Below are 12,013 nucleotides of genomic sequence, written 5' to 3' on the forward strand. Positions count from 1 at the left end.
AAGCCGAGCTGGTAGCGCGGGTCTTCCTCCAGCCGGCTGTGTTGCTGCGGGAACCGGCCGGCGATGAGCTGCGCTAAAGCGGCACCGGCAGTACGCCAGCGCCGGCTTACTCGGCCAGTGGGCTGGGCGACCCTTGATCTTCCTCGGGATTCTCGGTCTGCCCGTGCCCCCATAGCCGGATGGTGCCGTCGAGGGAGTTGGCGGTGGCTAGCATCGTGCCGTCGGGGTGGAAGGCCACCGCGTCGGTTGGTGTGGCGATGGTTCGGATCGGCCGGCCGGTGGCGGTTTGGTAGAAGTGGACGCCGGCGATGCCGGCACCGATGGCGAGCACGGTGCTGTCCGGGTTGAACGCCATCGCGGCGCCGTGACGCCGCCCGGGCACGATGATGTCACGGATGAGCTCGCCGGTGGCGGCCCTGCGCAGCCGCACGCGCCCGCGCGTGCGGTCGACCTGGACGCTGCCGTCGGGCGAGGCCAGGCAGTACCGGCGGTGCCTCCAAGGGGGATCACCGGGCAGTTCGTGGAGCGCTCCGTCGGGGCGGAAGACCATGCCGCTCGCCCAAGGGTTGGACACGCCCTGCGCGTAGCGCTGGGCCCCGGTGGTGATGTCCCACACCACGACCAGCGCCTGTTTTTCCACGTCGTGGCCCCAGGCGGCGAGCGTCTTACCGTCCGGGCCGAACACGATCCCGTTCAGGGAGATCGGGTTCGGGTGGTCAGCGATCCTGATCTCCCGCTGGGGTGGTTCGGCGTCGAAGATCACGGCCAGGTCCCGCTGTGCGTGCCGGTCGCCGTCGGCGGCGAGTGACCGCAGCTGCGCCACTGCGTCGTTGTGCTGGCCCTGCAGCATCAGCAGTGCTGCCCGTGTGCGGTGGTACGCCTTTGTATCGGCCGTTGCGAGCGCGTCGGCGGCGGCCGCCCGGAAGCCGCTGAGCCACCAGCCTTGCGACTCGCACACCAGGCGTTCGTGCAGCCAGTCGCTTGGCCCGATGTCGTCCAGCAGGGCGACCGTATCGTCGATCCGGAGGCGCCGCGACCGCCACCGCAGCAGCACGATCCAGGACAGTTGTTGCCTTGCGTCGGGATCCCCGGCAGCCACTCCACGACGGAGTGCGTCGAGGTAATCGCGTCGCAGGCTGACCGGGCCAACGGACAGGTCGAGCAGGTCGCGGGAGTTCAACCAGCCCTCCACCCGCCTACGGTCGGCCCAGTGCGGCGGGGCCTGCGCCAGTACCGCCATGGCCTGCGCGCAGTGTCCCAGCCCGGCCAGCAGGCGCGCCAGGCGTCGCTGGGCGCCGGGGATTCCGAGTTCCGCCAACGGACGCAACACGTCGACGGCCTCCGGGATGCGCCGGCGCCGAACGAGGAAGTCCGAGTACGCCCAACGCGCCGACCGGTCACCGGCGGCCATCCGTTCCCGCAACTCGTCGAGGTGACCGGCCCGGGCCAGCCAGACCGCCAGGTGCCGCGCCGCGTGGGCGTCGCCGACATCCGCCCGCCTGCGCAGCTCGTCGATTTGCCCGGCCCGCGCCAGCCGCTTCGCGGAGTCCGGCCGATCATGATCATCGGTTCGCACGTCGATGATTGTGCCGCTCGTGTCTCCGTTACCGGAAGAGAATTGTGGCCCCTGAGGGACCTGCCCGCGATCTGCACCCATTTCACCGCCGACATCGCCCCCGATCCCGAAGCGGTCGCCGACTGGGCGTTCGCCATCGGCAACCAGGACCTCGGGCAGGAGCGAGAATCTGCTTCGTCCTGGAAGCACATCCACGCGCCGCGTCGTCGAGCCCCACTGTTGATCCTCGGCCAGTCCCGCTTGACCCATGCCTCGTTGTGGTCCGTGAAGCGCTGGCCGACCTCGTGGGCGTTCCCGCAGTTCGGCGAGGTTCGGGCTCGCCTTCTGCGGCGCCCGTATGACCTCGCCTGCGCGGGACCTCGGCACCATCCGGCCCGTACGCGACGCGCAGACTGGCGACCTGGACGCGGCTCTGCCTGTCGCGATTTCTGCTCGGGGTAGCGCTGCCGCTCCGTTCACGCTGAGATCACGGGCCTGAGAGGATGCGGCCCGCCGCCGTTCTGGTTCCGCCTTACCTCGCGAAAGGTAGGTCAGCGCTGGAATCCGCCGGACGAAGTCCATCGACGAGGAGCGCGACCATGCGACGGCCGTAGTCGGGCTCTTCGTCCGGCAGCGGCGCGCACAGTTTTGCGACCGCGTAGAGCAGGTCCTGTGGGCTCACTTCGGCTCGGATCTCTCCGGCGGCGGTCGCGGTGTCGAGCAGGGATCCGAGAGCCGGCCCCAGCTTCTCCATCAGGTAGCCGGAAAGGCCGTCGAACGCCGGATCGCCGGAGTGCAGGGCCGCCGCGAACCCGCGTTTGGTCGCGACGAAAGCGGCAAGCCGATCGAGCCATCTTGCGAGGGCGATCCCTGGCTTGTGCTCGGCGGCCAGCGCTGGGGCCGCGTCGGCGCAGGCGTCGATCTCCCGCTCGATCACCGCCTTGATCAGATCGGAGCGTTGCGGGAAGTGCCGGTAGAGCGTGCCGACCCCGACACCGGCGAGATCGGTGATCTCTTTTGCCGGCACGTCCACGCCCGAGGTGGCGAAGACCGTCTTCGCCGCCTCGAGCAGCGACTCGACGTTGCGCCGCGCGTCAGTGCGCATCCGGCGCGGCGCACGCGCGCCCGTCGCCGTACCGGTGGTGCCGTCGGACACAGTCGCCTCCCCTTGCTTATCCGGAATAGCTTTCCGTATAGTTCCGGAAAGAGATTCCGCTTCACTCACGATACCGCCAGGAGGCGATCATGCAGTACCGCACCCTGGGCCGGACCGGCATCAAGGTCAGCCCGTACGCGCTCGGCGCCATGATGTTCGCCACCGCCATGGGCAATGCCCCCGAGGAATCCGTCCGTATCATCCACAGGGCTCTCGACGCCGGGATCAACTTCGTCGACACCGCCGACGCGTACGCCGACTCGGAGGAGATCGTCGGCCGCGCCCTGCAGGGGCGGCGGGACAGCGTCGTGCTGGCCACCAAGGTGGGTCGGCCGGTGGATGACGACCTCAACCACCGAGGCGCCTCCCGCCGCTGGATCATGAAGGCGGTCGAGAACTCACTGCGCCGGCTGCAGACCGACTACATCGATCTCTACCAGATCCACCGCCCGGACCCGGACACCGACATCGAGGAGACGCTCTCCGCGCTCACCGACCTGGTCCGCAGTGGCAAGGTCCGTGCGATCGGCACGTCCACCATGCCCGCCTCCGACATCGTCGAGGCCCAGTGGGTAGCTGAGCGGCGCGGCTTGGAACGCTTCCAGACCGAGCAGCCGCCCTACTCGATCCTCAACCGCGGCATCGAGAGTGAGGTTCTGCCCACCGCGCAGCGCCACGGCATGACTGCCATCGTCTGGGCCCCACTCGGGCAGGGCATGCTCACCGGCCGCGTCCGCAAGGGCGAGCAGAACGACCTACGCCGCGCCCGATTCTCCAAGCACCTGACCGATGAACGCCGCATCGACGTCGTCGAGCAGCTCATCCCGCTGGCAGCCGAAGCCGGCCTGCCGATGACCCACCTCGCGATGGCCTTCACCATCGCTCACCCCAGCGTCACCAGCGCCCTGCTCGGCCCACGCACCATGGAACATCTCGACAACCTGCTTGCCGGCGCCGACGTCGCGCTCTCCGACGATATCCTCGACCGCATCGACGAGATCGTACCGCCCGGCACCGATGTCACCCGCCTCGACCAGGCCTACGCGCCCCCGGCCGTGCTGAACCCGAACCTGCGCCGCCGCCCAGCCGTCGAACGCAGCGCCGCCTGATCCGGACACCATCGCCGCCGAACCACCGGACAACCGGACAACCGGATACAACGCGCGCCCGGTTTCCCGCCGCTCGTCACTATGTGTGAGCGCAGCGCCGGTTCGACCACAGGCGTAGTCGTGGCATCCGATGGTGGCGCCCAAACTTACGCGGTTGTCGACACGTCCCACCCGAGAGCATCGCCCTCTCGCGCCTGCGTACGTCCCGACTGCGGCGTGTTCGTCGCTGGGGCGGTGGGGCTTCGCACCGTAACCCCGTCCCTGCGTCATCGGTCAGGTACCCCCAACACATCCCAGTACCCGCAGTTGACTGACTAGTCACTCATCTAATAGCCTCTGTGGTATGCCTCGTCCACTCAGCGAAGAGAAGCGAAAAGCGGTTCTCGCCGCAGCCACGCGCACGATCGCGGCGCAGGGCCTCGGCGTCTCCACAGCCGCCATAGCGAAGGAGGCCGGGGTCGCCGCAGGCTCGCTGTTCGTGTACTTCGAGACGAAGAGCGTGCTGCTGAACGAGCTGTACCTCGCGCTGAAGGCGGAAATGGGATCAGCAGCGGTCGCCGGCCTTCCCGCCGAGGGTGAGACTCGCGAGCTGGTTCAACATATGTGGACGCAGTGGCTGGCGTGGGCGGCGACCAACCCTGAGAAGCGATCCACACTGGCGCAGCTGCAGGTGGCTGAAGAGATCACCGAGGACAGTCACCGATTCGTCAGTGACTCCCAGCGGGTCATGGCTGGGCTGATTGAACGAGCACGCTCCGCCGGGCCGATGGGGGATGCCCCGCTCGGGTTCGTGCTCACGCTGGCGACGGCGATCGCCGACGCCACCATGGACGCGATGATCCGCGAGCCCGCGCACGCGGATGACCGCAGCGCCGTCGCGTTCGAGGCCCTCTGGCGGATGCTGACCGGCCCGACCAGCTGATAACTGACGACGACAACCACGGAGGAAGCACCATGACCAACACTCACCCCAACGTCCCCGCCACGCCAGCGAAGGCATGGATCATCACTGGGCCGACCTCCGGCATGGGCCATGTCGCCGCGCTGGAGCTGGCCAAGCAGGGCACGGTCGTGCTGGTCGGCCGCGACGTGCGCAAACTCAATGAGGTCAAGGCCGAGGTCGAGGCACTGCCGGATGGCCACGCGGTCACGGTCGTCTGTGATTTCGCGGACATCCGCAGTGTCCGCGACGCGGCATCGCAGATCGTGTCCCTGGATCTTGCGCTGGCGGGCCTGGCGAACAACGCGGGCATGATGGCCACCACGGACGGGCGGATCAGTGCGCAGGGCTGGGATCTGTCGTTCGCGACCAACCACCTTGGACCGTTCGCGTTCACCGAGGCTCTCATCCCGTACCTGCCGGACGGGGCGAACGTCGTGTTCACCTGCTCCGCTGTGGAGGACCCGGAGCGCAAGCCCGCCGCCGCCGCCGGGTTCCGCGGCGGACGCTACCTGTCGGCCGAGGCCAGCGCTCGCGGTCAGTGGGTCGCCGGCGGATCGAGCAAGCCGGGCTATGACGCGTATGCGACCTCCAAGCAGGGGAACCTCGCCGCCGTGTTCAGCCTGTCCAGGGAGTTCCCGCGGCTGCGTTTCCGGGCGATCGAGCCGGGCTTCAGCCCCGGCACCAACCTTGGCCGGGATGCGAGCCCGTTCCTGCAGTTCGTCGCCAAGCGCGTTATGTCGCCGCTGGCCCCGATGATCAAGTACTGGAGCACCCCGAAGATCGCCGGCCGCCTGATCGCCAAGATCCTCACCGACCCCTCGAACGCGACAGGCGTCTACTACGACGAGAACGGCAAGCCCATGGCCGCCTCGAAGCAGGTCACCGACGTCGCCTTCAGTGCCCGGTACATCGCAGAGACTCGCACGCTCCTGGCCACCCTCCCGGCCGAAGCGAAGTAGCCCGCGACGGGAAAATCGCTGGCGCTGGTCAGAGGCGCCTCGCCCGGCATCGGCCGCGCCTTCGCCCAACGCCTGGCCCGTGACGGCTACGACCTCATCGTCGTCGGCCGCCGCAGGGAGCGCCTGACGGAGCTCGTCAGCTCCTTGCCGGATGGCTCGGTCGAGGTTGCGGTCGCGGACCTGGCCACCGATGAGGGCATTGATCACGTAGCCCGGGCTCTGCACCGCCTCCCCGTTTAAACCGAAATCGGTTTAACTCGGACAGAGGATCGCAATACACCTCGGCCCAGTTCCGAACGAAGCTGACCGAGCTGCGTCTACGCGCGTCGATGGGCCGGGTCGGCTCGTGCTACGACAACGCCGTCGCCGAATCGTTCTTCGCCAGCCTCAAGGCCGAGATCGGCACCCGCGTCTTCGCGACCCGCGCCGACGCCCGCCGGGCCGTGTTCGCCTACATCACCTACTACAACCGTAACCGTCTACATTCGACACTCAACCGGCAAACCCCGTACGAAGCCCGCGTCTGCTATTGTCCACCTATCGCCCTCGCGGCATAACCCCGGTGTCCGGTCCTGGGGTGGAACTTCACACACCGCGCGGACGGCCATGAACCTCGAACGCTGCCTAGGTGACGCGGGGGCCGGTTTGGGGCTCAGGCATTGTCCCGCGGTGATCGCAGGGCGCGTGGCAGGTTGACCAGGCCGTAGAGGGCGCCGGCGACGCCGATCCCCGCGACGACCGGCAGGAAGACGCCCTGGCCGTGGGTCCAGTAAGGCAGCCAGGCCAGGGGTACGACGGCCAGCGCCAGGCCGGCGACGATCCAGCCGAGTGCCCGCAGCGCCGGTGTGCGGAAGGTCAGGTTGAGGCCGACGGCAAGCAGAAACGCGCCGGGCGTCGCGAGCAGCAGCAGCGTGACGACGACCTCCTCCACGCCCGTGAACCGATTGTCGTTCTCGTAGGCGGGGCTGCCGGCGATGTTCGCGGCAACCGCGACGCCGAGCGTGTAGAGCGCGGCGCCGGCGATCGCGAGGACGACGGCGGCGGACCTGCGCCTCCGCGGTCGAGGTGGCGGCGCGGTGGGCTGCGTGTCCTGCGGCCAAAGCGGCTGCAGAGGCGGCTGAGCAACCGGCGACGGCACAACCGACGGCGGGGCAACCGCCGCCGCAGCGACCGGAGGCGGAGAAGCCGGCAACGGGGCGGTGACGGGCGGCGGTGGCGCCACGGCGGGCGGGGTGGGCGGGGCGGGCGACGGCGAGGGAGCGGTCGCCGCGTGCAGGGAGCCCTCCGCGACAACGAGCTCGGGCTGGTCGATGATGGTCGGCGCGATCCGCAGCGACCGGTGCAGCAGCGTCGCGACGAGCGGGATGCGCGACGAGCCGCCGACGAGGAACACACCGGCGACGTCCTCTGGGGGCACGCCCGCCGACTGCAGCACCCTGCGGGTCAGGGCCGCGGTTCGGGACAGCTGCTCCTCGGCGGCCTTCTCGAACTCCTCGCGGGTCAGGTGTATCGCCGCGTTGGCCAGCGGCACGTGCAGGTCGCCCTGCGGGTGGCGGGACAGTTGCTCCTTCAGAGCACGGGCCGACTGCCACAGGCCCTGCCGGGCCAGCTGGTCCTCCAGGTCCTGCGGCCAGTCCAGCCGCTGCCACGCGTCGCGGGCCGCGGCGGTGGCGGCGCGGGCGTGCTTGACCACGAGGGCGTCGAGGTCCAGGCCACCGACGTCGGTCAGGCCGTCGGCGGCGACGACCTCGAAGCCGCCCGGCGCCGCCGAGACGCCGGTGAGCGGGGCAGACTGGCGCACCACGCTGACATCGAAGGTGCCGGCGCCCAGGTCGTACACCACGATGGCGCCCTCCGGGCGGACGCGGTGGCCCAGGACGGTGGCGAAGTAGGCGGCGGCCGCGACCGGCTCGGGGACGAAACGGGCGGGGCCGAGGCCGGCCTGCTCGACGGCGGCGGACAGCACGCCCAGGCGGGTGCGCTGCCACGCCGCCGGATGGGTGAGCACGACGTCGGTAACCGCCTCGCCCGCCACCCGTTCCGCCTCGGCGGCAACCCGGCTCAGCACCGCGGCGAGCAGCTGCGTCACCGGGTACTCCCGCTCACCGAGCCACACGGTGCCGTCGTCGATGCGGCGCTTCGGGTTGGCCTCCAGCCCGGCGGGCGCGGCCACCGCGGCCCGGACCGCGTCCGCGCCGACGAGCAGCGGGCCCCCGTCGGCGAAGACCGCGGACGGCAGCAGCGGGGACCCGTCGAACAGCAGGGGGCGCACGCGGCCGCCGGGCTCCGCGAGGGCCGCCACCGTGTTGGAGGTGCCAAGATCGATGCCGAGCCGGTGCCCTGTGGCGTTCATCGGCTCACCGTACTTCGGAACGCAGGTACGTCAGGACCGCCTGCACCCGCCGGTGCCCGTCGCCGGACTCGGCCAGGCCCAGCTTGAGCAGCAGATGCCGGACGTGCCCCTCGACGGTGCGCTCGCTGACGACCAGGCGCCGGGCGATCGCGGGGTTGTTGAGGCCCTCGGCCATCAGCGCCAGCACGTCGCGCTCACGCTCGGACAGCGCGGTGAGCGGGTCGTCGCGGCGGGCCGCCAACAGGGCGCCGACCACCTGCGGGTCGAGCGCCGAGCCGCCGCCGGCGACCCGCTGGGCCGCGGCGAGGAACTCGTCCACGTCGAGCACCCGGTCCTTGAGCAGGTAGCCGAACCCGGCCCGGCTGACCAGCGCGATCGCGTGCCTGGTGTCGATGTGCTGGGAGAGCACGAGCACGCCCAGGTCTGGATGGGCGTCCTTGATGGCGCGGGCGGCCCGGGTCCCCTCGTCGGTGAATGTCGGCGGCATGCGGATATCGACCACGGCCAGATCGGGCCGGTGCTCGTCGACCGACGCGCACAGCGCCTCGGCGTCGCCGACGGCGGCGACGATGTCATGGCCGCGGTCGGTGAACAGCCGCGCCAGCCCCTCGCGCAGCAGCACCTGGTCCTCGGCGATCACGATCCGCATGGCAGCTCCGCGGTGAGGGTGGTGCCCGCGCCGGGCGGGCTGTCGACGTGCACGTGGCCGCCCTGGGCCGCGACCCGGTCGGCGAGCCCGCGCAGCCCGGTGCCGCGGGCCGGGTCGGCGCCGCCGGCTCCGTCGTCGCGGACGGTCAGCACGAGCCGGTCGTCGCGGATCCCGGTGCGGATCTCGGTGCGGACCTCGACGCTGGCCGCGCCCGCATGCTTCACCGCGTTCGTCAGCGCCTCGCAGGCGACGAAGTACGCGGTGGCCTCGACGTCGGCCGGGAACCGGTCGGGTCCGGTATGGACGGTGACGTGCAGCGGGGTCCGGTCGGCCAGCTCGCGCAGGGCGACGTCGAGGCCGTCGTCGAGATATGCCGGGCGTACCCCGTTGGCCAGCTCCCGCAGTTCGCCGATGGCGACGGTCAGCTCCTGCACCACGCCGTCGATGGCCTTGGACGCCGGCGAGTCGCCGAACGCGAACTGCACGTGCCGCAGCGCCAGACCGACGCTCACCAGCCGCTGCTGTGCCCCGTCGTGCAGGTCCCGCTCCAGGCGCCGGCGCTCCTCGTAGCCCGCGGCGACGATCCGGGCCCGGGACGCCTCGACCTCCAGCAGCCGGCGGTGTACCTCGGCCCGCAGCCGTCCGATCTCGACCGCCAGCCCGGCCCGCTCCACCACCTCCACCAGCAGCCGCACCGTGTCCGGCGCGGTTTCGGCGTAGCCGAGCACGGCCAGCGGCGTGCCGGCCCGTTCCACGATCCGCTGCACGCGCCCGTCCTCGCTGCGCCGGTCCGGCGGGGGTTCGTCCGGCATGAGGTACCGCAGCCGAAGCTCCGGCCGCCCGGTGACCTCCCGCAGCAACGTCTCCAGCGCCTCTGGGTCGGCCCGGCCGGCCCGCAGGTCGGCGAGGAAGGTGTCGACGCGGGCGAACGCCTGGTATCGCAGAGGCCGGAACCGCCGGTCCACGGCGCCCTGGATCCGCGCGCGCAGCGGCCGGAACGCGGCGGCCGCGGCGAGCGTTGCGCCGGCCGTCACCCACGGCGAGCCGGGCCGGCCGAGGACCGCGCCGAGGACGAAGGTGGTGCCGAGGTAGGCCGCGGCCAGCAGCACGGTGAGCAGACCGTAGACGACGGTCCGGTTGATGATGATGTCGATGTCGTACAGCCGGTATCGCAGGATCGCGACGCAGATCGCCGCCGGCAGCGCGGTGACGACCACCGCGATCATGATTCGGACCAGCAGGCTGTCGTTGTAGAGGAAGATGGCCAGCGGACCGGCGACCGCCAGCAGGGCCACCGCGTAGGCCACCCACTTCAGCTGCTGCCGCTCGACGCCGCGCGCGCGGACGAACCGCACGACCAGCACCACGATCGCCGCCACGAGCGACGCCGAGAACAGCAGCTGACCGGCGTAGTACAACGGCTCGAGACCGTCGATCGCATACGGGTTGCGCCCGGAATTGAAGGACGGGTCGGCGGCGTGGCCGAACGCCGCCGTGAACGCCAGGAGCCCGGTGGACACGGCGCCGGCCCACACCAGCGCCCGCCGGCCCCGGCCGACCCCCCGGCCGGTCGGAAACAGGGTGAGCGCGATTGCGGTCGCTCCGATGCCCAGCATGTTGGCCCAGTTGCCGATCCACTCGACCGCGCCGGACGCCGGCCATTGCGGGTGTTCGCCGTACCCCTCGGCGAACTCGACCCAGGATGCCTCGACGCCCATGCCGGCCAGGAGCCAGCCGACCGGATTGGCCCGCTGGTGCCAGGCTATCAGCGCACCGGCCAGGGCGAGCACGACCCCGTTGAGCGGGTACAGCACGGTGTCGAACAGCGGCTCCCGGCCCAGCGACGGCGGCACCGAGCCGGCGGCACCGAGCACGGCTAGCACCAGCAGCGCTACCGGCAGCACACGCGTCACGAACCGAGCCATGCCGCGATGCTCGCAGCGCGGGCCCGGCGGTCACAAGCGTGCTGGCACCTGTTGCGCAACGGGTGCCCGCCCGGCTGCCCCGGACACCCCATCCGCGGCACGGTGTCGGCAGGTCCGTAACCCTTGTGAGGAGCTCAGCATGGACAAGTCCCGGGCGAGCGCCGTCGCCGCCCTCATCGTCACCGGATTCGCCGTCGTCTACGCGGGCGGCTTGGCCGCCGCCGGCTGGGAGCCGTCGCTCGGCTGGCTGCTGCAGGCGATCATCCACCTCGGCGAGCTGTCCGCCGTCGCCGCGCTGGCGTTCTCGGCCGCCGCCGGGCGGGGCCCAGCCGCCCGCATGGGCCTGGCCGCCGCGATCGCCGGCCAGCTCGCCATCGCCGCGGCCGAGGTGCTCTGGCCGCACCTGCCAGACCTCGGCGACGTGCTGTTCGCCGTGGCGCCGATCCTGACCGGGGCGGGCCTCATCACCACCGGCGTGGCCGTCGCCCGCGCGGGCGCTTGGGCCGGGCCGGCCCGGTTCCTGCCGCTCGCCCTGGGCGTGTACACCATCCTCGTGCTGATCCCGGTGATGATCGGCTCGGGCGGACCGCCGGCGCCGCTAGCGCTGTGGATCATCGCGGTCTGGGACGTGCTGTGGTGCGCGCTCGGCGCGACCGTCCTCGGCCGCACCCGCGCCGCCGCGGCCACCGACCCGGCCTCGGCGAGGGTCACCGTCCGCTGATCGCGTACGCGTCGAGAAGCTTGGCGAGCTCGACGGGGTGGCTCAGCGCGGGGGTGTGTCCGCCGTCGATCTCGTCGGGGGTGACACCCAGGCGTTCCCGGGCGACGCGGCGCACGAAGGGCGCGGGGAGCAGGCGGTCGTCGCGGCAGAGCACGACCCTGGTGGGCACGGGGGGCCAGCCCTTGAGCGGGGACGGCTCCCCGAGCCGGCCTCGGACTGCGTCCGGGTCCGCCGCATCGCCTCGGCGGCCAGCTCGGGCGGCACGTCCTGGCAGAACAGGACGATCGTGCCGTCGTACCGCTCGCGTAGCTCGTCGCCGTACCTCGTGTTGGTCCAGAAGTCGGCGGCCGCCTCGCCGGGCGCGGGGATCATGGGCGCGACGAGGACGAGCATCCGCACCGCCAGAAGGTCGCAGACGAGCGGGGCGACGAAGCCGCCGAGCGACTGCGCGACGACGATCGGGGCGGTCCCGCAGCAGCGCGTAGCCGGGCGGTTCAGCCTCAGTCGCGCGGGCGGCACCGCAGCAGCGCATAGCCCCGGCCGTCGTCCTCGGTGAGGGCCAGCCAGCAGTGCGGGCGCAGCATCGCGACCACGTACGGCAGGTCGGCGGCGAGCGGCGCCCCGAGCCCGCTGGACCACACGA

At 71.3% G+C, this 12,013-nt stretch carries 12 protein-coding genes; 6 read left to right on the forward strand and 6 right to left on the reverse strand.

Annotated features, from left to right (window positions below):
• Nucleotides 1-106: 106 nt before the first annotated feature.
• Nucleotides 107-1,771 carry a WD40 repeat domain-containing protein gene (locus tag IEZ31_RS54475; RefSeq protein WP_190258062.1) on the reverse strand — a complete coding sequence of 555 codons (1,665 nt, stop codon included), beginning with the start codon at nucleotides 1,769-1,771 and terminating at the stop codon, nucleotides 107-109.
• A gap of 316 nt (nucleotides 1,772-2,087) precedes the next feature.
• Nucleotides 2,088-2,711 carry a TetR/AcrR family transcriptional regulator gene (locus tag IEZ31_RS54480; protein ID WP_190258063.1) on the reverse strand — a complete coding sequence of 208 codons (624 nt, stop codon included), beginning with the start codon at nucleotides 2,709-2,711 and terminating at the stop codon, nucleotides 2,088-2,090.
• 89 nt (nucleotides 2,712-2,800) lie between these two features.
• Here IEZ31_RS54480 and IEZ31_RS54485 point away from each other — a divergent pair, with 89 nt between their 5' ends.
• The 5 genes from IEZ31_RS54485 (at nucleotide 2,801) to IEZ31_RS54505 (ending at nucleotide 6,279) form a co-directional block, all read left to right on the forward strand.
• A complete protein-coding gene (locus IEZ31_RS54485) occupies nucleotides 2,801-3,820 on the forward strand; it encodes an aldo/keto reductase (RefSeq protein WP_190258064.1) in 1,020 nt (339 codons plus the stop codon).
• 343 nt (nucleotides 3,821-4,163) lie between these two features.
• On the forward strand, nucleotides 4,164-4,742 hold the full coding sequence (locus IEZ31_RS54490) for a TetR/AcrR family transcriptional regulator (RefSeq protein WP_190258065.1): 579 nt from the start codon (nucleotides 4,164-4,166) through the stop codon (nucleotides 4,740-4,742).
• A 32-nt stretch (nucleotides 4,743-4,774) separates the two neighbouring features.
• On the forward strand, nucleotides 4,775-5,722 hold the full coding sequence (locus IEZ31_RS54495; RefSeq protein ID WP_190258066.1) for an SDR family NAD(P)-dependent oxidoreductase: 948 nt from the start codon (nucleotides 4,775-4,777) through the stop codon (nucleotides 5,720-5,722).
• Nucleotides 5,723-5,746: 24 nt separating this feature from the next.
• A complete protein-coding gene (locus IEZ31_RS54500) occupies nucleotides 5,747-5,962 on the forward strand; it encodes an SDR family NAD(P)-dependent oxidoreductase (protein WP_373294887.1) in 216 nt (71 codons plus the stop codon).
• Nucleotides 5,963-6,033: 71 nt separating this feature from the next.
• A complete protein-coding gene (locus IEZ31_RS54505; protein WP_373294888.1) occupies nucleotides 6,034-6,279 on the forward strand; it encodes an integrase core domain-containing protein in 246 nt (81 codons plus the stop codon).
• 95 nt (nucleotides 6,280-6,374) lie between these two features.
• On the opposite strand, the gene IEZ31_RS54510 is transcribed toward IEZ31_RS54505, so the two are convergent.
• The 3 genes from IEZ31_RS54510 to IEZ31_RS54520 are packed head-to-tail and all read right to left on the reverse strand — an operon-like array spanning nucleotide 6,375 to nucleotide 10,649.
• The gene (locus IEZ31_RS54510; protein WP_190258067.1) at nucleotides 6,375-8,075 is read right to left on the reverse strand and encodes an Hsp70 family protein; all 1,701 of its coding nucleotides are present in this window, start codon (nucleotides 8,073-8,075) and stop codon (nucleotides 6,375-6,377) included.
• A 4-nt stretch (nucleotides 8,076-8,079) separates the two neighbouring features.
• A complete protein-coding gene (locus IEZ31_RS54515) occupies nucleotides 8,080-8,724 on the reverse strand; it encodes a response regulator (RefSeq protein WP_190258068.1) in 645 nt (214 codons plus the stop codon).
• The gene (locus IEZ31_RS54520) at nucleotides 8,712-10,649 is read right to left on the reverse strand and encodes a sensor histidine kinase (RefSeq protein WP_190258069.1); all 1,938 of its coding nucleotides are present in this window, start codon (nucleotides 10,647-10,649) and stop codon (nucleotides 8,712-8,714) included. The genes IEZ31_RS54515 and IEZ31_RS54520 overlap by 13 nt, the downstream gene beginning before the upstream one ends.
• A gap of 139 nt (nucleotides 10,650-10,788) precedes the next feature.
• Here IEZ31_RS54520 and IEZ31_RS54525 point away from each other — a divergent pair, with 139 nt between their 5' ends.
• A complete protein-coding gene (locus IEZ31_RS54525) occupies nucleotides 10,789-11,370 on the forward strand; it encodes a hypothetical protein (protein ID WP_190258070.1) in 582 nt (193 codons plus the stop codon).
• Here the strand turns inward: IEZ31_RS54525 and IEZ31_RS54530 are convergent.
• The gene (locus IEZ31_RS54530) at nucleotides 11,357-11,539 is read right to left on the reverse strand and encodes an alpha/beta fold hydrolase (RefSeq protein WP_190258071.1); all 183 of its coding nucleotides are present in this window, start codon (nucleotides 11,537-11,539) and stop codon (nucleotides 11,357-11,359) included. The two genes, IEZ31_RS54525 and IEZ31_RS54530, sit on opposite strands and share 14 nt — an antisense overlap.
• Nucleotides 11,540-12,013 lie beyond the last annotated feature (474 nt).

Source organism: Dactylosporangium sucinum, from assembly GCF_014647515.1.
In the GTDB taxonomy this organism is placed as follows: domain Bacteria; phylum Actinomycetota; class Actinomycetes; order Mycobacteriales; family Micromonosporaceae; genus Dactylosporangium; species Dactylosporangium sucinum.